This window comes from Lysinibacillus sp. DFXJR4, from assembly GCF_057196045.1.
On sequence record NZ_JBXUNW010000001.1, the window covers coordinates 1336868 to 1357900 of the forward strand.

18 protein-coding genes are annotated in these 21033 nt (G+C 34.0%); 14 read left to right on the forward strand and 4 right to left on the reverse strand.

From position 1 onward, the window contains the following. Nucleotides 1-56: 56 nt before the first annotated feature. On the forward strand, nucleotides 57-563 hold the full coding sequence (locus AC2CGN_RS06770) for a hypothetical protein (RefSeq protein WP_484512833.1): 507 nt from the start codon (nucleotides 57-59) through the stop codon (nucleotides 561-563). A gap of 342 nt (nucleotides 564-905) precedes the next feature. Here AC2CGN_RS06770 and AC2CGN_RS06775 read toward each other — a convergent pair whose 3' ends face one another. After that, nucleotides 906-1532, reverse strand: coding sequence for a short coiled-coil protein (locus AC2CGN_RS06775; RefSeq protein ID WP_484512835.1), 627 nt, complete (start codon nucleotides 1530-1532; stop codon nucleotides 906-908). 718 nt (nucleotides 1533-2250) lie between these two features. Between AC2CGN_RS06775 and comX the strand changes: the two genes are divergently transcribed. The 9 genes from comX to AC2CGN_RS06820 all read left to right on the forward strand — a co-directional run bounded on the left by comX (nucleotide 2251) and on the right by AC2CGN_RS06820 (nucleotide 11947). Then, nucleotides 2251-2412, forward strand: coding sequence for a competence pheromone ComX (comX, locus tag AC2CGN_RS06780; RefSeq protein WP_286926725.1), 162 nt, complete (start codon nucleotides 2251-2253; stop codon nucleotides 2410-2412). Continuing rightward, complete coding sequence (locus AC2CGN_RS06785; protein ID WP_484512838.1) at nucleotides 2385-4751, forward strand: sensor histidine kinase; 2367 nt, start codon at nucleotides 2385-2387, stop codon at nucleotides 4749-4751. The genes comX and AC2CGN_RS06785 overlap by 28 nt, the downstream gene beginning before the upstream one ends. Nucleotides 4752-5328: 577 nt before the next feature. Then, nucleotides 5329-5874: a helix-turn-helix domain-containing protein gene (locus AC2CGN_RS06790; RefSeq protein WP_286926723.1), complete on the forward strand. Its 546-nt coding sequence runs from the start codon at nucleotides 5329-5331 to the stop codon at nucleotides 5872-5874. 156 nt (nucleotides 5875-6030) lie between these two features. Then, nucleotides 6031-7041 carry an ABC transporter ATP-binding protein gene (locus AC2CGN_RS06795; RefSeq protein ID WP_484512840.1) on the forward strand — a complete coding sequence of 337 codons (1011 nt, stop codon included), beginning with the start codon at nucleotides 6031-6033 and terminating at the stop codon, nucleotides 7039-7041. Next, entirely contained in the window at nucleotides 7014-8018 is a 1005-nt protein-coding gene (locus AC2CGN_RS06800) for an ABC transporter ATP-binding protein (protein ID WP_484512842.1), read from the forward strand. The genes AC2CGN_RS06795 and AC2CGN_RS06800 overlap by 28 nt, the downstream gene beginning before the upstream one ends. A gap of 32 nt (nucleotides 8019-8050) precedes the next feature. Then, on the forward strand, nucleotides 8051-9640 hold the full coding sequence (locus AC2CGN_RS06805; RefSeq protein WP_484512844.1) for an ABC transporter substrate-binding protein: 1590 nt from the start codon (nucleotides 8051-8053) through the stop codon (nucleotides 9638-9640). 106 nt (nucleotides 9641-9746) lie between these two features. Beyond that, entirely contained in the window at nucleotides 9747-10760 is a 1014-nt protein-coding gene (locus tag AC2CGN_RS06810) for an ABC transporter permease (RefSeq protein ID WP_286926719.1), read from the forward strand. Beyond that, nucleotides 10760-11593, forward strand: a complete 834-nt coding sequence (locus AC2CGN_RS06815) for an ABC transporter permease (protein WP_484512846.1) — start codon at nucleotides 10760-10762, stop codon at nucleotides 11591-11593. Before AC2CGN_RS06810 ends, AC2CGN_RS06815 begins: the two co-directional genes overlap by 1 nt. Nucleotides 11594-11605: 12 nt before the next feature. Then, nucleotides 11606-11947 (forward strand): cupin domain-containing protein, encoded by a 342-nt coding sequence (locus AC2CGN_RS06820; RefSeq protein ID WP_286926718.1) that lies wholly within the window; start codon nucleotides 11606-11608, stop codon nucleotides 11945-11947. A gap of 137 nt (nucleotides 11948-12084) precedes the next feature. Here the strand turns inward: AC2CGN_RS06820 and AC2CGN_RS06825 are convergent, their stop codons facing one another. Next, nucleotides 12085-14259, reverse strand: coding sequence for a DNA topoisomerase III (locus AC2CGN_RS06825; RefSeq protein WP_484512849.1), 2175 nt, complete (start codon nucleotides 14257-14259; stop codon nucleotides 12085-12087). A 346-nt stretch (nucleotides 14260-14605) separates the two neighbouring features. Here AC2CGN_RS06825 and AC2CGN_RS06830 point away from each other — a divergent pair, with 346 nt between their 5' ends. Together AC2CGN_RS06830 and AC2CGN_RS06835 are read left to right on the forward strand one after the other, a co-directional pair. Further along, on the forward strand, nucleotides 14606-15325 hold the full coding sequence (locus AC2CGN_RS06830) for an ABC transporter ATP-binding protein (protein ID WP_484512851.1): 720 nt from the start codon (nucleotides 14606-14608) through the stop codon (nucleotides 15323-15325). Continuing rightward, complete coding sequence (locus tag AC2CGN_RS06835) at nucleotides 15294-17750, forward strand: ABC transporter permease (RefSeq protein WP_484512853.1); 2457 nt, start codon at nucleotides 15294-15296, stop codon at nucleotides 17748-17750. Before AC2CGN_RS06830 ends, AC2CGN_RS06835 begins: the two co-directional genes overlap by 32 nt. A gap of 131 nt (nucleotides 17751-17881) precedes the next feature. Here the strand turns inward: AC2CGN_RS06835 and AC2CGN_RS06840 are convergent, their stop codons facing one another. Beyond that, nucleotides 17882-18817, reverse strand: coding sequence for a helix-turn-helix transcriptional regulator (locus tag AC2CGN_RS06840; protein WP_484512855.1), 936 nt, complete (start codon nucleotides 18815-18817; stop codon nucleotides 17882-17884). A gap of 119 nt (nucleotides 18818-18936) precedes the next feature. Here AC2CGN_RS06840 and AC2CGN_RS06845 point away from each other — a divergent pair, with 119 nt between their 5' ends. Then, nucleotides 18937-19386: a VOC family protein gene (locus AC2CGN_RS06845; protein ID WP_484512857.1), complete on the forward strand. Its 450-nt coding sequence runs from the start codon at nucleotides 18937-18939 to the stop codon at nucleotides 19384-19386. Nucleotides 19387-19471: 85 nt separating this feature from the next. Then, nucleotides 19472-20296, forward strand: a complete 825-nt coding sequence (locus AC2CGN_RS06850) for a DNA alkylation repair protein (protein WP_484512859.1) — start codon at nucleotides 19472-19474, stop codon at nucleotides 20294-20296. Between the two features lie 318 nt (nucleotides 20297-20614). Here AC2CGN_RS06850 and AC2CGN_RS06855 read toward each other — a convergent pair. After that, nucleotides 20615-21033: hypothetical protein (locus tag AC2CGN_RS06855; RefSeq protein ID WP_484512860.1), on the reverse strand; the 419-nt coding region annotated here is incomplete at its 5' end.

The following is a 21033-nucleotide window of genomic DNA, read 5'->3' on the forward strand; positions in this document are numbered from 1 at the left end:
CAAGATTTGCTTCCTGTTTTTTTGGTTAAAAAATCTAACTAAAGGATGTGGTTACCATGAAGAAAAACATAAAGAATAAAATTGTAGTTCTAATGTCTGCAACGTTGTTCTTATCGGCAGTACCTTTTAGTTCTGCTAACGCAAGCGAACTTCCAACAAAAGTTATCGAGGAGTCATCAAGTTTAAATAGCAGCGAGCTCTCCTTATTGGTAAATGAGATTTCCTCACAATTCGCAAATGAAAACAATCTAACTAAAGAACAAGAGATTCAGTTTGAGCAGGAGTTTAATAAACTTTTGAAAGATAATGATGGTGAATATCGTGCAACCTCGGGTCCTCTAAAGGATCTCACAGCGATAATAACTGGTTTGGTTGCTGCAGGCGGCGCTATCGTTGCAACTACTTACGGGCTCGGCAAATATGTAGGTCAGCAATTAGAGGTTAAATATGGCATTACTCCTGCACATTACAAAAGTTATAAGTATGTATATCAAGCTGCTATGTATCTCGTCGCTGGACCTATAGCAGCACAAGGTTTAGATGACTACTTCTATGGTATTTAATTTATTTAATAGGTTTTAAAGTGCATTCCACAATATTTTGCTAAAAAAAGGGTCGCAATCGCTGCTCTTTTTTTTTCGGTTTGGATTATAAAGACAAACTACGAGAGTGTACGAACACTCCCAAAAACTTCGTCTTCACTTGGCAGGAATTTTCCTACGACCTTTACAGTTTCCCAGAGTTTTTTTCAAAATATCCTCCAAAATCTATTGTCGTTTTACTCGAATATTAAAACGGACAGTTACAGACTTTTTTCTAGTAAACCCGGTTCAATTATGTGAACCCATGAATGAGGAATAGAAATATGAACAAATCAGCGTTCCAACCCCTGACCCCTCTTTTTTTTATCTTTCCAACCCCTTATCACGTTCTTTACTCACTTCACGCTTATGAGCCTTCTCAAATTCGCCCCCAGGCGCTTTTTGTTTCACCTTATCTATCAAACTCTTAAAAGCATCTTTAAAGGCCATAGCATTGCTTGTACGCTCTTTACCAAATTTTTTTGGCAAAATTTGGTAAAGAAATTTAATTTCAGCCTTTAAATCGCTTATATATTCCGTTAAAACCCTATTGTCGTTTTCGAGTCGTCTGTTTTCAGTAGAAACTTCTTGAAAGCTGTCATAAAGACTATCAACTGCTTCACTCAACTCTTTATTTTCTGCTCGTAATTTTTTATTTTCTTGCACCAAATCCGTTTTCTGCAGACGCTCATAATCTTTTTTTACTTGGTACGCTGCATTCATCATTTCTTGCATGTTTTTTAATTCTTTAGCTGTCACAATAAGATTTTCGGTTTCCTTCTCAATAACCTCTGATTTCCCAATCATTCTCTGTATTACTTCGGTTTTGACCTCTTTACCCTTCGTGCGGATCTTCACCTGTCCGTCACCAGGAAGTTTTTCGCTCAATGTTAAAAACTCTTTTTTCTTGTCTCCAATCTCTTTTTCTAGCAGAGTACTCTCTTGTTGCAAATGCTCTAAATCATTTTCTTTCTCTGCAATTTTCTTCTGAACTTCTTTGTATTCATGAATATTTTCAATGTTTTTCTCTTTCGTTTTGCCACTGGCACGTACAATTAATCAATAAAGAAGACAGACAGCCGTTTGAATTGAACCTTGTATGAAATTACTCAGGGTTTTTTTCATTTAGATTAAATCCTACCAAACTATATTTTTATGATTTGAGAACAGAAAGGCAAGTTAGAGCAATTATCGAAAAATGATGTTAGGTCTGAATGGTATTCGAAGTTTAAAAATAATATTTGCCTTGATGATGAAGCGTATTTAGATGATTTCCCTAATGGATACTGCTTTTTTGTTGAGCTTTGGGAAAGCGAAAAAGGTGCTCCCATTTTGGTGTTATTCCAATGTCATTAAGAGTCCAAAAAAGATTAATGAAATATGATTTTGAAATTAATATTCAAATCATTTAATTCCTTATTAGGGCAAAAAAATTAGAATTTGAGCTAGTTTATATCGACACCTAAAATTAAATTGTCAAAAAATGAAGGAGATTAAGCTTGTTTTTAGCAAAATCAACTCCTAATATATTAAATTTTAGCATTTTTTAGAAAATGAAGTTGAAAAATTGGATAATAAAAGTATAATATAGGTATAGATACATTTATGGATTATTAATCCATAATATTAGAAAATGTAACTATAAAAACTAATGAAATGAGGAGATTTTATGATTAACGTGATTCAGTATTTGGAAAAAAACCCGTCGCTACTTACATTGTTAAAAGAAAATAAGGCTTCTCTAGTTGGTGTTACAGAGCTTGAGCAGAAGGCAATCATAACATCCTTTGATGAGGATGAGACATGTTTAGAAAATGGCGTTTGGCACTAAACTTTTTAAAAAATAATTGGCTATGGCTTACTATAAGTACATATCTTATATTAGGAAGCTATTTGCTTTATGTTACTTATAGTACGCCCTATTTGGGCATTCAATTGAAAGAAGAGAATGGACAATGGCTAATAATTGAACCATATTCTAAGGAATGGGCAAATAAGCAAAGGATTTCAGCTGGGGATATTATTTTAGAAGTTGATGGTAACAATATTAAGGAATTAAATATTATTAATTATGATCCTGTAATTAGAGTAGCTAAAGAGTTAACGTTGGAGAAGCAAGAAAATGGACAGTTAATTCATTTACAACTAGCACCATCGGATATTCCTGAACAACTTTTGTATTTATTTTTTTTACCAGCATGTTATTTTTTATTAAGTTTAATTGTTTCTCTCTACTTATATAAGAAACAAAAGAATTCAAGTTTAATAAATTTACTTATTCTGTTTATTCTTACAGTATCGTTGGCTTATGTTAGTATTGGTGCATCAGCAAGGTTAGATAATGTTGGGACAGTTGTGAATCGAAGTAGTATGATACTTTGTCTTGTTCTTTTGATTCACTTTTTAAGAAATTATTTTTTATTTTTGAATTTAAAATGGTTATTTATCTACAATATTAAAATAATATATATACTTCCTTTAATTATAGTTTCTTCTTTTAGTATTTTTAGCATCATCTACCCATTTACAAATACTTTATTCTCTATTTTTACCTTGTGGTTATTTTTTATTTTATTAATCATAATTTTTGGTATTTTAGGGATAGGCTACTCAAAATATAAAACCCCTCAATTGAAAATTTTTTTATTAGGTATTATTAGCCCTTTCTTACCATTTCTTTTTTTGTTTGCCATACCGCAAATTATTTTTCATAAATATATACTTTCTGCTGATATATGCTCCTTATTTTTAATGCTTATACCATACAGTTTTATATTTACACAGCTCACTGAACGTATATTTGATATGGAGTACTATATAACTCGTTTTCGTCATTATTTTAATTTTTCATTTGCTTTTACAGTTTGGCTATTAATAGGTCTCTACTGGATAACTGATATAGCTATTTCAAGAATGTCGGAAATTTTCTTTTTTTCCTTCCTCTCATTAATAACCCTGTTCTATTTTAAAGAAAAAATAGATTATCATAAGCGAAAAATCCTTTTTTCAACAAAAGGAGATTATATCCATAGAATGTATACGACCATTGATAGTATTGGAAGAGTCGTAAAAATTGAAGACTTATTGGAGAAATTTGTTCATGAAGTTGCTTTACATCTTGAGATTAATCATATAGACGTACTAACTTATGATTTACAAACACAACAAATTACTTTTTTAAGCAAATCAAAAGAATATACACAAAATCAAATTGATGAAGTATTACTAGACAAACTAAGCTTGGGTGATATCAAGAAAACAGAGCATTTTTATATTGCTTTTATACACCAAGATGTAAATTATAAAAGAATATTAGTCGTAGATCATAATAAATCTATCTATCTAAAGGATGAGGAATTATTATGGCTTGAATTATTGCTTCTATATTTAAATAATTTTATAGAAAATACGAAAATGGTTGAAGATCTTTTAGAACAATTAAAGCATATGAAGGAAGCCGATAATAATCAGTTACCGTGGCTCAATAAGCTACTTTGGTTACGATTTGAAGAAGAAAAGTATCAATTGGCACAAGAGTTACACGATACGATTTTACAAGAACAGCTACATATTGCAAGGGAAATGGATGTAGTTATTCATGCAAAGAAAACAATAAATATACAAACGAAACTTTCAAAAGTTCATGACCATATGATTGCATCGTTAAATGATTTAAGAGGATATTGTGAAAATTTAAAACCGCCACTATTAGATACATTAGGTTTAAATGCAGCGCTTGAGAAACTTATTCAAAAAGTTCATAAACGTGCAGAATTTGTTTTAATTTACACCATTGATCGTCTTTATTTAGAGGATGAACGTTTAAACTTAATGATTTATCGTCTTTTCCAAGAGCTATTGAATAATGCCTTGAAACATTCGCATGCTAACATTGTTGAAATTCATCTCTTAGAAGCCAAAGAGGGTTTTGAAGTCAATTATTTTGACGATGGTATAGGATGTAAAATGGATGAAATCATTCTTGCCGATTCAATGGGGATTAGGGGGATGCAAGAGAGGGTACGGGCCTTTAATGGCAAGTTTTCTATCAATACCAATATAGGAGATGGAATGTCCATTCGAATTAAGGTAAATGAAAGAGAACAAACCAATTCCGATGGCTACAATACTTATCATAGATGGCCAACCCCTAGCAAACAGCTCAGTTGAGAACGCAATTATTGAAGTTCAGAAATATCAAACTTAATACTTCATAAAGAAAGAATCGAATTTGATTAATTTTTTCAAAAACAGATTCTTTTTTTATTGTAAAAAATGATTTTTTGAAGATCTTTTAGATAATTACTGCAAATAAGTTATCATTTATATAAGCTTCATAATGGAGCAGCCTATTTACCATTTTACAGTTTCATTAAAACCCACCTGCTATTCTAACTCCTTTTAACGACCATAAAATTACAATTTTTTTAAAATGTTCTTTTCCACTTTCTGTTTCCACTATAATTTCTGATCGCCTACTTTATTAGTTGATTATACACTAATATATCCATCCTTTATTTCTACCCACTCGTTTATAGACAGCATTCCAGTACGTATTATTGAGTTAAAATCAACGAATCTTTTATGATATTCCTGCTATCTATCAAAGGTATCTTAAGAAAATATTGTATTATGAATATAAAGAATATTTTAAATATTAATTTACATTTAAAAAAATTATGATAAGATTGTAATAAATTACTGTTATACAGTAATTATTCTTCTTTTATGAGAAAGGAGTTAAGTTATGGAAGAAATTTTTCAAAAAATAAAGCAATTAAGATTTGAACAAGGTATGACTTTAAAGGAATTGAGTGAAAAGACAGAATTATCGGTTAGTTTCTTATCCCAAATTGAGAGAGGGACATCATCTTTAGCTATTACCTCATTAAAAAAAATTGCTGACGCATTTGGTGTGAAGATGATTCATTTCTTCGAGGAGACGGAAGATCTAAATTACGCAGTGAAAAAGCAAAATCAAAAACCTTTTAAAATAGAAAGCTCTGATTCTACTTATGTAAGGTTGAGTAATAACTTTCCAGATAGAAAAATAGAGCCATTTCTCGTAACAATAAAACCTTTACAAAAAGAAAACGAACCATTTAAGCATCCGGGTGAAGAGTTTTATTACGTTCTAAAGGGGGCTGTATTATTCACAGTAGACCAGACGGAATACTATTTGCGTGAAGGAGAAGCCATCCATTTCCCTTCAAATCTAACTCATATATGGGAAAATCCTTTAAACCAAGAAACTGTATTACTTTCCGTAATCACGCCAGTAATTTTTAATTAAACGAGTAAGGTTTCCCTGAACAAAAAGGGAATTTTAGAATGGATTTATATAGTGAATGAAATGTTCCTCAAGCAAACTTCTGTTTAATTTTCTGAATTATCAGTCTATTAATTCGTCGTTATTTTAAACAATATATTTTTGAAAGAGGTGAAACTGATGACATTACTAAAAGTGGAGGATTTGACGATTAAATTCAAGTCACGCCAAGGTGTTGTCAAAGCAGTAGATAATTTAAACTTTGAATTAGCCCAAGGGCGTTCATTAGGAATCGTTGGTGAAAGTGGTAGTGGCAAAAGTGTTACATCCCTTACGATAATGGGACTTTTACAAAATGCTAATACTGAAATCACAGGAAGTATTGATTTTAATGGTTTAGATTTGTTAAAACTCTCACCTCGTGAAATGAGGAAGATTAGAGGAAATTCTATATCAATGATATTTCAAGAGCCGATGACCTCACTTAATCCTTTACATACTTGTGGTAAGCAAATTATGGAGCCAATCTTGATTCATCAAAAAGATGTAAGTAAACAAGAGGCAAAAAAACAAGCAATTGAATTACTAAGAATGGTAGGAATCCCTTCTCCGGAGCAGCGATTTCATGAGTATCCACATCAAATGTCTGGTGGTATGCGACAAAGAATTATGATAGCTATCGCTTTAGCCTGTAATACCAAACTATTAATTGCTGATGAGCCTACTACTGCATTAGATGTTACTATTCAAGCGCAAATTCTAGATTTAATGAACAGTCTGAAGAAAAAGAGGAATATGAGTATTATTATGATCACTCATGATTTGGGTGTTGTGAAAGAAATGTGTGAGGAAGTAGTAGTTATGTATACGGGACAAATTGTTGAAAAAAGTCCAACTGAGTTAGTATTTGCTGATCCTCTTCATCCGTATACAAAAGGATTGCTTAATGCCATACCTAAAATTTCCAGTAAAGTAGAAAGACTTGAGGCGATTGAAGGTAGTGTCCCTGATGCGCTGAATATGCCAAGAGGTTGCAGTTTTCATCCTCGCTGTAAGTTCGCAACAGAGAGATGCATATTGGAATCCCCACCATTATTTCAACTAGAGGATGGTCGTGAAGTAAAATGCTTCATTTATGACGGATCTGAAAGGGGCCATGGTGAATGGGACAAAATAATTCCAATCATATAGCAGTGGGATTGAACAGTAATGGGACAGAAAATATCTTAGAGGTTTCACACTTGAAAAAGACCTTTCATATCAAAAGCCCAGATGGAAAAAAAGGCTTACTTAGAGCAGTAGACGATGTTTCTTTTACGATAAAAAAGGGTGAAACTTTTAGTCTTGTCGGTGAAAGTGGTTGCGGTAAAAGTACATTAGGCAGGACATTGCTTGGTCTATATACACCTGACCAGGGATCTGAAATTTTATTTAATGGCGAAGATATTACAAAGTTTTCAAAATCAAAACGGAAAAATTTTGCTAAAAAGGCACAGCTGATTTTTCAAGATCCATCTGCTTGCTTAAATCCACGTAGAACCATTAAGCAAATTTTATTAGAACCTTTCAAAATTCATAAAATACAAAATGGGGAAGCAAAAATTAAAGAGTTAATGGATATGGTGGGACTAGCAAATCGTTTCCTTGATAGATTTCCTCATGAAATGTCTGGAGGGCAGAAACAAAGGGTGGGAATTGCTCGTGCATTGGCACTAGATCCAGAACTTATAGTGTGTGACGAGCCTGTCTCAGCTTTAGATGTGTCGATTCAAGCTCAGGTCATTAACTTGTTAGAGGATTTACAGAAACAATTGAACCTTACTTATCTATTTATTTCGCATGATCTAAGTGTTGTTCACCATATTAGTGACCGAGTCGCTGTAATGTATTTAGGTAAAATTGTTGAATTGTCTACTCGCGATCAACTATATGAAAAAACGCAACATCCTTACACAAAATCGCTCCTGTCCTCTGTTCCAGATATCACTGATGTGCATCGAGAAAAGATTATTCTTACAGGGGATGTTCCAAGTCCATCTAATCCGCCTGCCGGATGTCGGTTTCATACAAGATGTCCTGTAGCAATGGATATTTGCAAAACACAGGAGCCTAACTTTATCGAAACAGATAGTAAGCACTTTGCAGCATGTCATTTGCAAACAAAGTAAAACTATAAATTTTTTATAAAAGGAGAACTTAGATGATGAAAAAAATTTCTTTACTTTCAATCCTATTGGTATTAGTTCTATCGCTTTTCGCCTGTAGTAAAGATGAAGGAAAAACAAATGAATCTGGAGGCACATCTAACACGGATACAATTGTTATTGGGGTTGCTTCCGACTGGAAAACATTAGATCCTGCTCGTGCTTATGAAGTGTTTGGGAATTTCTATTTCTATGCAACATATGAGAATTTATACACGTTGGAAGGGTCAGATCTAACTCCAAAGCCAGCACTTGCAAAAGAATATACAGTAGATGATTCTGGACTTGTGTATACATTTAAGCTGGACGAGGGTCGTAAATTTTCTAGCGGGAATGCTGTAACTTCAGAGGATGTTGTATTTAGTTTTAATCGTACAATAAATTTAAAAGACAATGCTTCTGCTCTTGCAGAGGGAGTTGCCAGCGTGGAAGCGCCAGATGACAAGACTGTAGTAGTTAATCTAAAGGAAAAGGATGCATCATTCCTATCAAAACTTACAAGTAATGCCTTTGCAGTTGTAGATAGCAAAGTGGTAAAGGAACAAGGTGGTTCAGATGCAGCAGATGGGGATGCAGCAACTGCTTACCTTGATGGGGCATCAGCAGGCAGTGGTCCTTATGTATTGAAGAAGTGGACTCCGAATACAGAGATGGTTCTTGAAAAGAATCCGAATTATACGGGTACTGTAAATGCGAGTAAGGTTATCATCAAAGAAATTCCAGATCCAAATACACAAATTAAAGCACTTGAAAAAGGTGAAATTGACGTAGCATTAAGTGTTGGACCTGACCAAGTGAAAAGCATTAAAGAGGGTGGAAATGCGAAGGTTGTATCTTCACCAACTTCAACAATTTCATTCTTATTAATGAATAATAGTACTGAAATAGGCAAAGAAATGGCGAATCCACTTGTTCAGCAAGCTGTTCGTTACGCACTTGACTATAAAGGCTTCCAGCTATTAGCGGGTGATGGTGCATTATTACCAATGTCATTTGTGCAAGATGGTTTTATTGGTGCAAAATCTAGACCAGATAATTATCAAGATTTAGATAAAGCAAAGGATTTGATGAAGCAGGCAGGCTATGAAAAGGGCTTTACAGTCCCTTTAACAGCTGCTAATTACGATTCAGAAGGACTTTCATGGGTAACGATTGCTGAAAAAGTAAAAGAAGATCTTGCAAAAATTAATATTAATGTTGAAATTCAAACTGGAGATGTTGGGGTTGTTATCGAAGACTATCGAAATGGAAAAACGCCATTCCTAGTAATGCATTGGTCACCTGACTACTATGATTTAAGCAACCAATTAGCATTTATTCCAGGAGATATTGTAGGAAAACGTGCGAACTGGGAGGCTTCAGCTAATGCTGAGTTAGTAAACTTAGCTGAACAAGCGAAGGTGGAAATTGATGTGACAAAACGTGCAGAAATTTCTGAGAAAATGCAGGAAATAATTGCTGAAAATAGTCCATATGCATTCCTAGTACAGCACCCTAAATCATTTGCTGTAGGTGCCAACCTTGAGGGCGTTACTTATAACGACCTTTATAAATTACGATTAAATGAACTAAAGCTGTCAAAATAATTTTTTACAAATAAGCAGCTACTCGTAGGTAGGAAACTATATACGGTAGCTACTTACCTGAGATGATTTACTGGAAGTTGTATTCTAGTTGGGAGTGTGATCCGAATTGCTTAGATTTATTGCTAGGCGTCTATTGTTTCTGCTTTTCTTATTATTTGGTGTGGCACTTTTCGTTTTTATTCTTTCGCATTTAGTGCCAAGTGATCCGGTCGCTGCGAATTTGAGCCAAAGTGCATTGAATAATCCTGAAATTGTTGCTGCTTTTAAAGAGAAGTGGGGACTAGATCAGTCGCTTTTTAGTCAATTACTTCTGTACTTCCAACACTTATTGACTGGTGATTTGGGTACATCAATACGAACAGGTAGACCTGTATTTGAAGATTTAATGCAGTTCTTCCCAGCAACATTGGAATTATCGATAGTGGCGATGGTGATAGCCTTAGTATTAGGTATTTTATTTGGGACAATTTCAGCTATTTTCAGAAATAAGGCTATTGACCATATCATTCGTACTGTTTCAATTAGTGGGGTATCTGTACCAAGCTTTTGGTTTGCTTTAATTATGCTTAATATTTTTTCTTCCGTTTTAGGCATTACGCCTGGACCAGGTCGAATTGATGCACGGGCAGCAACTCCTGAGGGGGGAACAGGATTACTTCTACTAGATTCGATGATGAGTGGGAATTTTCAATTATTCGGTGATGTAGCTATGCATTTGATTTTGCCAGGGACGGTGTTAGGATTCTTTACTATGGGATTAATTGCTCGTCAAACAAGATCTAATTTACTTGAAGTGTTGTCAATGGATTACATACGTACAGCTCGTTCTAAGGGTCTAAAGGAATCTGGGATTATCGTTAAACATGCGATTTCCAATGCAATGATACCGGTCATTACAGTTGCTGGAATAGGATTTTGTAATTTACTAGGTGGAATGGTGCTAGTTGAGAATATTTTTGCATGGCCAGGAATTGGACAATATGCCTACCTATCTGCCGTTTCACTCGATTTCCCAGCTATATGCGGTGTTTCATTATTAATTGCTTTTATTTATGTTGTTATTAATCTACTAATTGATATCCTTTATGGGATTATTGATCCGAGGGTGAGGTATAAATAATGAGAAAATTTAGCTCTTTTATCACTCAAAAAGGATTTCTTTTTAAACTGGGATTATTCATTTGTGCATTTTGGATAATCGTTGTCATTTTTGCGCCATTAATCGCTACACATAGTACAACTGTACAAGATTTAACCATTCGATACCAGCCACCGAGCTTTTCACATTTCTTTGGTACTGATGAGCTAGGGCGTGATGTATTCTCACGTGTTATGTACGGTTCTAGAATTTCTTTATCAGCTGGTGTTATTACCGTGATCATTGCCTTTTCTTTTGGTATTTTCTATGGGGGAATAGCAGGATATAAAGGCGGGAAAGTGGACGAGGTGATGATGCGTTTCTCAGAGCTTATTATGGCATTTCCACCACTAATTTTAGCGATGGTCATTGCAGCAGCACTTGGTCCAAGTATCATAAACTCTGTAATTGCAATGGCCATTATATGGTGGCCAAATTATGCAAGATTAATGCGTTCAATGGTTATCTCCTTAAAAGAAAGCGAGTATGTTACCGCTTCTCGTGTGATGGGTGCCTCACATGTTCGAGTTCTATTTTTAGAAATTTTACCGAATAGCTTTGGTCCATTACTGGTTATGGCAACACTTGATCTAGGGAATGCAATCTTGATGTTTTCAGGATTAAGCTTCCTTGGACTAGGAACACAGCCGCCTACACCTGAGTGGGGTTCAATGGTATCAGATGGGGCAAAGGTTATTCAAAATTGGTGGGTATCAACCTTCCCAGGGTTAGCTATATTCTCAATTTCAATTGGTGCTAACTTTGTAGGGGATGGTCTACGAGACTTCCTAGATCCAAAACTTCAAAAAGAATAGGTGGTAAATAAAATGGAAAAAATTAATATTAATCAAGTCGAGCCCATTGGCATGCCAATGTATGAAATGAAAAAATTTTTTACAAAACAGGGGAATTTTCAAGAAGTGAGCATGAGTGTTATTTCTCTGCTACCAGGCGAACGTGTTCCTACTGTGGGTATGAGCCGCCATGATGAAGATGAATATTCTTATATTTTCAGTGGAGAAATAGAAACATACAGTAATGGTGAATACAGTGTGGAAAAGGCAGGAGATGCAACACTAATTCCTGCTGGTGAGGAACATTGGTGCGTTAATAATAGCAATGAACCATGTATGCTTGTGTGCTTTATGGTGAAAAAAGCTGAATACTAATTGGCGCTTTTATTAAACTCCAATCATTACAGATAAAAAAAGAACTCATTTTGATTAATTTTTTCAAAATGAGTTCTTTTTTGATTAATATTAAAAGGAATACAGATAATGTTAATAAAAAAATTCAAACAATGTAGTTACTGAGGAAATTTAAAATTAATCTTATGCATTTTTATATCCCAAGTTAGGTGAGCATTAAAAGTCTTTTCACCTTTTTTAAACCCTTTTATTAAGTCCGTTTCACCAGTAGCCAATAGCTTTTTCAAGTTAGCTTGTGAAATGGTTTTACTGAGTATTTTTTTTGAAACCGTGAATTTACAGTTTACAGTTTTATAATTTGAGCAACCGTAAAAGGTACCATGATCTAGTATGGACCCACCACAGAGCATACATTTTCCAACAACTTTTTTTACTTTTTTATATTTTTTATTATAAGGATTATTTTCAGTAATTTTATCCACTTCATTTTGATCGAATGCCCATTCCTTTTCACGTTCATTGGCATCTGTAATCAATTTGTATGCTAGCTTTTTTACTTGCTCCATAAATACTTTAGGGGAAGCATTACCTTCACCTATTTCAGAAAGTCGTTGCTCCCATTTGGCTGTCATTAAAGGAGAAGTTAGTATGCTTTCACCTAAAGCCTCTATTAATAACATACCTTTAGTTGTTACAAAGACTTGGTTTTTCTTAATTTCGATATAGTTTCGATCCTTAAGGGTACCAATTATTCCTGCGCGTGTGGCCTCAGTACCTAAACCTTCAGTTTTAGATAAAATCTTTTCTAATTCGTCATCTTCTAAATGTTTGCCAGCTGTTTTCATCAATGTAATTAAATTACCCTCAGAATATCTATTAGGTGGCTGTGTTTCACCTTTTTTTACTTGAGTATTAGCAACTATCCCAAGTTCATTTTCTGAAAGAAGGGGAAGCAATTCATCTTCGTCTGTAGATGAGTTGTCTTTAGAGTGATAAATGACTTTACGCCAACCTTCTTCAATTTGAACTTTACCCTTAGAAATAAACTCCGCTCGTTTATCTACAAGTGAATGAATCGTTGTATAAGAAAAAACTGCATGGTTATAATGAGCCGCAATGACTTGTCTAACCACTAAATCATAAATTTTTTCTTCTTCCGAATTAAGCTTAGAAAAATTAGGGAACTGCTCTGTAATAATAATCGCATGGTGATCGGTAACTTTTTTTTCATTCACGTATCTTTTATTATTCATAATTGAATTTGTTGGGGGTGGAAGAAGGTTTTTATACTTATCAATTTTACTCAAATTTTCTAATATATTTGGTAGTGTTTTTGCTTCTTCATTCGTCAAATATTGTGAATCAGATCTTGGGTATGAAACTAAGCCCTTCAAATACAGTTTTTGCAGAATATCAAGCGTGTATTGTGGTGAAAATTTGTAGGCCTTATTTGCTGTTGCTTGTAATGCAGATAGGTTGAACAACAAGGGTGGAGCATATTCCTTTGTTTCTTTTTTTATACTTGAAATTTCTACACTTTTATTGTTACAGAAATGAGCGATAGCAATAGCCTGTCTTTCCTCTTGGACTCTTGAAATATTATTTTTATGCCATTTTGCCTTTAAAATTTTGCCTTCAAAATTAAAGTCTGCCTCAACTTCCCAAAAGGGTTCAGGTTTAAAATTTGCAATTTCATGCTCTCTTTTAACGATTAGTGCAAGTGTAGGTGTTTGCACCCGACCTATTGAAAAAACATCTTTTATACCATTTTTTTTGAGTAAGACGGTATATAATCTCGATGTATTTATTCCAATTAACCAATCTGCACATGAACGGCTTAATGCTTCGAAATAAATATCTCTAGTTTTCTCTTCAGGTAGTAGGTTTGAAAAGCCTTTTTTTACAGCATTTTCAGTTAAGGACGATATCCATAAGCGTTTCATCGGCTTTTTTACACCACATACTCTTAAAATTGTCCGAATAATTAATTCACCTTCACGACCCGCATCCCCACCAATAATGATTTCTTGTATATCAGGTCTTTTTACGAGACCTTTGATTACATTGAATTGCTTATATTTTGATTTCGTAACTTTATATTCGAATCGATCAGGAATAATTGGTAATGTTTCTAATGTCCATTTTTTCCACGTTGAATTATATTCTTCAGGGGCTTTCAATTCACATAAATGTCCTATTGCCCAAGTTATTAATGCACCGTTTGGAAAGTAAATGTTTGGCTTAACCTCAAGATAACCTGTTTTTTTGGTATAAGAAAATGGAGCAGCTAATTTTACTGCTTGGTCAGGTTTTTCTGCAATTACTATCTTCATATATCATTCTCCTATTACAACTACATATAAAATAATTATAAATTAATATTGAGTATAACTGCTAGAACAATAATTTTATGTCTAACTTTAGATATATAAATGGATAATAAAGTAAAAAATATAGTAACAGATTAAAAGATAAGCAAGTTCACTTTCAACTAACTTAAAATTTTTACGGCTTGAAAGTGACCTTACGTCATTTTATATAATTGGCGTAAGGAGGTTTATTTGTAAATTTGTTGTTAGTTTTTAATCGTTCTTGCGGGTGTTCTTTCTCATGCTTTTTAATCCAGAAATTGAAAAAATGAATATTTTTATTATTTGAGCTCGAAGGAGAGATACAATTATGATTTCAATAAATCAATTATTTAAATCTTTTGAACAAGGAAATTTAAAGATAGAGGTGCTAAAAGGCATTGATCTCACTATAAAGGAAGGTGAGTTTATAGCAATCATGGGACCTAGTGGTTCGGGTAAAAGTACGCTATTACAACTATTAGGTGGTTTAGATACACCATCATCTGGACAGGTAAAAATACAAGGAAAAGATTTTTCTGGATTAACTGAAAAGCAAAGAACTATCGTAAGGAGAAAAAGTATCGGATTCATTTTTCAAAATTATCAATTATTACCTACATTAACTGTAGAAGAAAATATCGGTTTTCCACTTTATGCAGATGGCAGAAAAGACAAAAACATGAAAGAGAAAATAAGGAACATGATAAAAGAAGTTGGTTTAGAAGGTTTTGAAAAGAAAGCCCCTAATCTTTTAAGCGGAGGGCAGCAGCAAAGGGTATCTATAGCAAGAGCTTTGATCCACGAGCCGAAAATACTATTAGCTGATGAGCCAACGGGAAACCTAGATAGGCAACGAGCGAAAGAAATACTGGATTTATTAGCTAAATTCAACAAACAAAGAAAACAGTCTATTATTATGGTAACTCATGATATCTACGCAGCTGGTTATGCGGATAAAATTATTTTGTTCAAAGATGGAATAATTGAAACAGAAGTAACTAGGGAGGATCATGGCTATGCTGAATATTTGGCTAGTTTCTTGGCGTAACTTAACCAAAAATAAAAAAAGGTTTTTCTTTACACTCATTGCAGTAATACTTGGTATCCTCTTAACAACTAGTATGTTGGTTGCTAATAACACGATTAAAGATACATTTAGGTATTATCAAGAAATTTATGCAGGGGATGCTGATTATTGGATATTAAGCAAAAATTATTCTTTCTCAGAGGATGAGGTTAAAGAAATAAAGCAGCAGGATATCGTATCAGAAAGCTTAAGTGTTCTTGATAAACAAGTATTGGTGGAGATAGATCAACCTAAAGCTCCGACTGAAACTTCAGTTAGAATAACCGGGGTCAGTGATATAGAAAGTAACCTTTTAAAGCTGCCTTTAATAAAGGGGAGCTTAAAAGGTAATGGTATAATTATACCTGAGAATGCAGCTAAACTATGGGGTAAAGATATAGGAGATACTTTAACATTTAAAGGGTTAGGTGAAATAGAAGTAACCGGGATTGTTGGCTTTACATCATGGCTTGCTAGTCCTACTAATTGGAATGACGCTAAAGGTAAATCCTTTAGAGTTATGATGGATTTAGGTACTCTTCAAGACTGGACTAACCAGGATAATCAAATAAGTTATATACGATTACAGCATAAAGATCGCGATAATGAAAAGTGGTTATCGAATTATCAGGAATTATTACGAGGGACATCATTATATGTTCAGCCTGTTGTTATTGATGATTTAAGAAATAATGACGTAGAAGGTCTATATTCTGTCTTTTATCTAGTATGTATTCTCTCCCTTTTTATAAGCGGCTTCATCATATTTAATATGATTTATTCAAGTGTAATTGAACGAAAAAAAGAATTTTCAGTTATGAAGAGTCTTGGATACACAAATTTTGACGTATTTAAACTTGTTTTGATGGAAGTCTTTTTACTTGCTCTTTTAGGTACTGCGATTGCATTACCAATTGGTGTAACATTCGCAGATTTGTTTGTAGGGATGCTTTTAGGAATCTTTCAAGATACTATGGTTTACACTTTAAATTGGAAAAGCGCAACGATTTTATCAGGATTAATTGGCATTGTATTTCCAATCGTAATTTCTGGAATACCTATGTATATTGCTTTTAAAACGCCTATCGTAAATGCAATGCGAAATACAAATAAAACGCCTAGCTTTAGAGTAGAAATTCTTAGGTATTTTTTAGGTATTATTCTCATATTACTTAGCTTTGTTGACAGTTATTTGGGGTATATTTCCTTATTGTTTGGGGTGGTATTCATCTATCCATTGGTGATGAGGATCCTTGCAAAAATTCTTGCACCAATGTTAGAAAAAATACTTAGCTATCCAGGGAAATTATCTGTCAGTAACATAAAAATTAATACAAATCGAAACGCTAATACATCAGCTATGTTAGCAATAAGTATTGCTGTAGTCATTTTTTTAGGTTCAGCTTTACAATCAATCCCTTCTGGCTTTGAAAAGGAGATTCGCCAAACTTTTGGAGGAGATATTCAAGTTCAGTTTGAAGAACCAGTGAATGAAGAAATTATTAATAAGATAAGTAGTTACGCTGACGTAGAGGGTGTTGAATGGTTTAGAGAAACAATGGTAACCTGGAAAACAGTTGGAGATGAATATAGAGAATTCTATGTGATGAGCTTGCCATCTGAAAATACGGAAGAATATCAACTTTTCGAAGACCCAGGCGGCATTAATCTTCCATCCAACTCTATCCTATTAGGTGAACGAGCGTTTGATGAATGGGGTGGGAAAATGAATGATACCATTACTATTAATTCCCCTTCAGGTACAAGAGAATATCAGGTAATAGGGAAAGTTAATACTTCTCAAGATGGAGGATATGTTGGATTTATATCAGAAAATGAGTTTAAAGAAGGTTTTAACTGGGATGTAATTTATACAATTATGATAAATATCAGTGATTCAGGGAATCCTTATACATTGCGTGAAAAATTAAACGCTGATTTTACAACCTCTATTTCTACCGTTACATTAGTAGAAGATCAAATTAAATCTTCTCAAAGTTCTTTTGATGGAATGAATGAAGTTATGCAATTTTTATTGATCATTGTGATTGCCCTTTCCAGTATAGGTATAGGTAATACATTACTGATGAACACAATGGAAAGAGTCGGGGAAATTGGTACAATTCGTGCGATTGGATTTACCACTAAACAAGTCAGAACAATGATTATAGGGGAAGGTTTAGTTGTAGGTGTTGCAGGAATAATAATTGGGGTTTTACTGGGCATATTTGTAGTATTTTTAAACTCTATATCAAACACATCTGCAATGCATATGCCATTTATTATTCCGTGGGGCAATGTAGTTTTGGCAATTACTGCAGGAATTTTCCTATCTCTAATTGCTTCAATTATACCATCTTATTTTGCAGCAAAGGTTAATCTTCTAAGTGCATTAAAAGAAATTTAAAAAAGAAACCTACACTACCGCGAACAGACATAGCTAAAAAAAGAAGGAGTGTTTGAAAATGGGTGCCAAAGCGTTGATTTAACAGCGTTTTGGCATTTAAATTAGTAAGCTCCAATCGATATGGAACGATTCTATAATTGTTGATAATAATGAAGGAGTTTCTCTACCTTAGCCTGAATAATTTGCTTTAATGATTCTGGCTGCACAGATAAAACAAAATGACCATATTTCATAAAATAGCTAGCAATAAATTCCTCTTCTCCAGGATTGTAGAAGCCCTTTATGAAAGTTTGATCTCCCACTTCTATTGTCATAGATGGATAATGTTCTTTATAAAAAATATCCACTCCTTGTACAGCAATTTCCACTTCAAAGTCAATATGATGTTCAGATTGATAAAGTTCTAATGAAAGGTTAATAAGCTCATCCATTGAAAAATGAGAAGTCAATTCTTCTTCAATCGAAGTAATGCGATCACATCTGAACACCCTATATTGATTTGAATGGACCTCTATACCAGTAGCATACCATTGACCATATCTCGCAGAAATTTTGAAAAATTGTACTTGAAAACTTTTTTGTTGATTATTTTTCAAATAGTGAATTTTGCAGCTACACTCATGTAGAATACTTTTTAAAATTTTATCTAAATCACGACTGACATTCTTATGTTGAGTTGCTTCAAATTGCAGAACCTTCTTCATTTTTTGAATTTGCATTATTTGATGTTGAGATAGACAGTTTTCAAATTTCTCATTGAGTTTATGAACACTTAAATGAAATGGTGTGGATTGATAAGATTCTAACGTTAGCATCGCAAAGTACAATGCGTACACTTCATCAATAGTAAAAATAATGGGGGATAATAATCTGTTTTTTAAAAGACCATAGCGCCCATTTCTGCCATGCTCCGAAAAAATGGGCATACCTAATTGTTCTAATGAACTAATATCACGTAAAGCAGTACTCTTGGAAATATTATATTTAGTCATAAGATCCTGTAAGTTAAAGTAATCTAGATTATTTAAGTATCTGATCATATCATTTAATCTTTCTGATTTCTTCATGGAATTCTCCTTATAAAGGTTTCATGTTTTGATACCTTTCAATAGTAGAATAAATTCAAGGTAAATATCAATTAATAAGATATCCACCTAAAACGATTGTAAAAAAGGAGATTGATACCATGAGTACAACACTAGAAGTAGCTATTTTTTTATCTATGAACGGAAAAGCAAGAGAGGCAATTGATTTTTACAAAAAACATTTTAATGCAGAACAATTGCTAGTTGTTACCTATGAAGATATGGCAAAGCGAGATAGCTCCTTGAAGCTCACTGAAGAAAATAGGAATAAAATTACACACTCTGTGTTAACAATCGGAAAAACAAAGATAATGCTTGCGGAAGAAACAATGGATGTCTCAGAAAAATATGTGGTGGGAAATAATTCTTCTCTGTGTATTCAAAGTGCAGACTTAGAAGAAATTCTACGCTTTTACAAAAGTTTGACGACAGAAGAAAAAGTACGAATCATTGTACCTTTAACTAATAATGTGTTTAGTAAAGCATATGGAATTATTGAGGACCCGTTCGGCATTCAGATACAGTTAATGTTTGATGATAGATTACGATAAAACTAGTGAGTACAGTTTCAACTAAAAAATAGGGACATCTATTTAATTGAAGATGTACTATTCAGCAATTTCAGGAGGTTATTGAATGAAAGTACTAGCAGATGTTTTAAATAGAAAGGGCGCTAGAAAAGCTAGCGATATCCCTAATGAAGTTTTAATGCTGCTGAACGAAGGAAAAATAGAGAGTGTTAACTTAACAGAATGGCAAGCTGTTCACCATACTACTTTATTAAAGAATGTTCTACCATCCATAGGACTAGAAGAAAAATTGGAATTTGTTCTAAGTGAAATGGAACAACAAAAAGTAGAAACAGGAATGAAGGCAATACGGTTAATTGGAAGTTTATTAGACACAATCCTGAAAGATGAAAGTGCTACTAATAAAGAGAATATCATCAAAAAATGCTCTCATCATGTATCGGATAGTGTACGATGTTGGGCAGCTTTTATGAATAAAAGTAATGATTATTCTTTAGAAGAAAAATTGTTGTATATCAAGCCTTTTGCTGCAGATTGCCATTTTGGTGTTCGGGAAATTGCCTGGATGTCAATTAGAGAGGACCTTTCAGTAAATATAGAGAATAGTGTAGATTTGCTAATTGAGTGGGCGAAAAGCGAAGATGAAAACATTCGAAGATTCAGCTTAGAATCAATTCGTCCTCGTGGGGTATGGACGAAGCATATTGAAATTTTAAAAGAAAAGCCACACATTGCGCTCCCTATTTTAAATTTATTAAAATCAGATTCGTCCAAGTATGTGCAAGATTCAGTTGGTAATTGGTTAAATGATGCTAGTAAATCGCAACCAGATTGGGTTAGAAACCTTTGTGACGAGTGGCAAAAAGATTCTCCATCAAAGGCAACAGAGAGAATTATCAAAAAGGCTCAAAGAACGATTGTGAAGAGCTAGTGAACTGCACCCCAATTGTTTGGCTCGCCATCTTAAAGTTGTACTAGTTAACAATGCAAATGTTTCTAAAAACGATTGTCAACATGGAGATGGCTAAGTGAAATAAAATTAAGGACTTTAATCAAAATAGCTGTATCATAGGCATGAAATATGTTATTCCCGAAATGCAAAAAGCAGGAGGCGGCTCACTTAAATTGGTAACACACAGGGTTTAACGTTACACCAATGACGGCTATATCAAGATTTTGCTTTATGACAGTGGTTGAACTGCTATTTAAAAATAATAGAATTAGATACTAGGTTTCACAAATTGTGAACCTAGTTTTTTATATGTAGGAATAGATTGAATGATCTCTGAGAAAAACCATTTGTGAAGGCCAAAGAATCGCTCAGGTCCCCGGGAAAGCCGCTCGGGAAGGTCAAAGAATCGCTCAGGTCCCCGTGAAAACTGCTCGGGTAGGTCAAAGAATCGCTCAGGTCCCAGAGAAAGTCGCTCGGGTAGGCCAAAGAATCGCTCAGGTCCCCGGGAAAACTGCTCGGGTAGGCCAAAGAATCGCTCAGGTCCCAGAGAAAGTCGCTCGGGTAGGCCAAAGAACAGCTCAGGTCCGCAAGAAAATCGCTCGGGAAGGCCAAAGAATCGCTCAGGTCCCCGGGAAAGCTGCTCGGGAAGGCCAAAGAATCGCTCAGGTCCCAGAGAAAGTCGCTCGGGTAGGTCAAAGAACAGCTCAGGTCCGCAA

Excerpts from the sequence above, each read along its gene's own strand:
- comX (WP_286926725.1), top strand. The coding sequence starts at position 2,251 with ATGATTAACGTGATTCAGTATTTGGAAAAAAACCCGTCGCTACTTACA.
- AC2CGN_RS06815 (WP_484512846.1), top strand. The coding sequence starts at position 10,760 with ATGAGAAAATTTAGCTCTTTTATCACTCAAAAAGGATTTCTTTTTAAA.
- AC2CGN_RS06820 (WP_286926718.1), top strand. The coding sequence starts at position 11,606 with ATGGAAAAAATTAATATTAATCAAGTCGAGCCCATTGGCATGCCAATG.
- AC2CGN_RS06825 (WP_484512849.1), bottom strand. The coding sequence starts at position 14,259 with ATGAAGATAGTAATTGCAGAAAAACCTGACCAAGCAGTAAAATTAGCT.
- AC2CGN_RS06790 (WP_286926723.1), top strand. The coding sequence starts at position 5,329 with ATGGAAGAAATTTTTCAAAAAATAAAGCAATTAAGATTTGAACAAGGT.
- AC2CGN_RS06805 (WP_484512844.1), top strand. The coding sequence starts at position 8,051 with ATGATGAAAAAAATTTCTTTACTTTCAATCCTATTGGTATTAGTTCTA.
- AC2CGN_RS06785 (WP_484512838.1), top strand. The coding sequence starts at position 2,385 with ATGTTTAGAAAATGGCGTTTGGCACTAAACTTTTTAAAAAATAATTGG.
- AC2CGN_RS06840 (WP_484512855.1), bottom strand. The coding sequence starts at position 18,817 with ATGAAGAAATCAGAAAGATTAAATGATATGATCAGATACTTAAATAAT.
- AC2CGN_RS06770 (WP_484512833.1), top strand. The coding sequence starts at position 57 with ATGAAGAAAAACATAAAGAATAAAATTGTAGTTCTAATGTCTGCAACG.
- AC2CGN_RS06845 (WP_484512857.1), top strand. The coding sequence starts at position 18,937 with ATGAGTACAACACTAGAAGTAGCTATTTTTTTATCTATGAACGGAAAA.
- AC2CGN_RS06835 (WP_484512853.1), top strand. The coding sequence starts at position 15,294 with ATGCTGAATATTTGGCTAGTTTCTTGGCGTAACTTAACCAAAAATAAA.
- AC2CGN_RS06850 (WP_484512859.1), top strand. The coding sequence starts at position 19,472 with ATGAAAGTACTAGCAGATGTTTTAAATAGAAAGGGCGCTAGAAAAGCT.
- AC2CGN_RS06830 (WP_484512851.1), top strand. The coding sequence starts at position 14,606 with ATGATTTCAATAAATCAATTATTTAAATCTTTTGAACAAGGAAATTTA.
- AC2CGN_RS06800 (WP_484512842.1), top strand. The coding sequence starts at position 7,014 with ATGGGACAAAATAATTCCAATCATATAGCAGTGGGATTGAACAGTAAT.
- AC2CGN_RS06795 (WP_484512840.1), top strand. The coding sequence starts at position 6,031 with ATGACATTACTAAAAGTGGAGGATTTGACGATTAAATTCAAGTCACGC.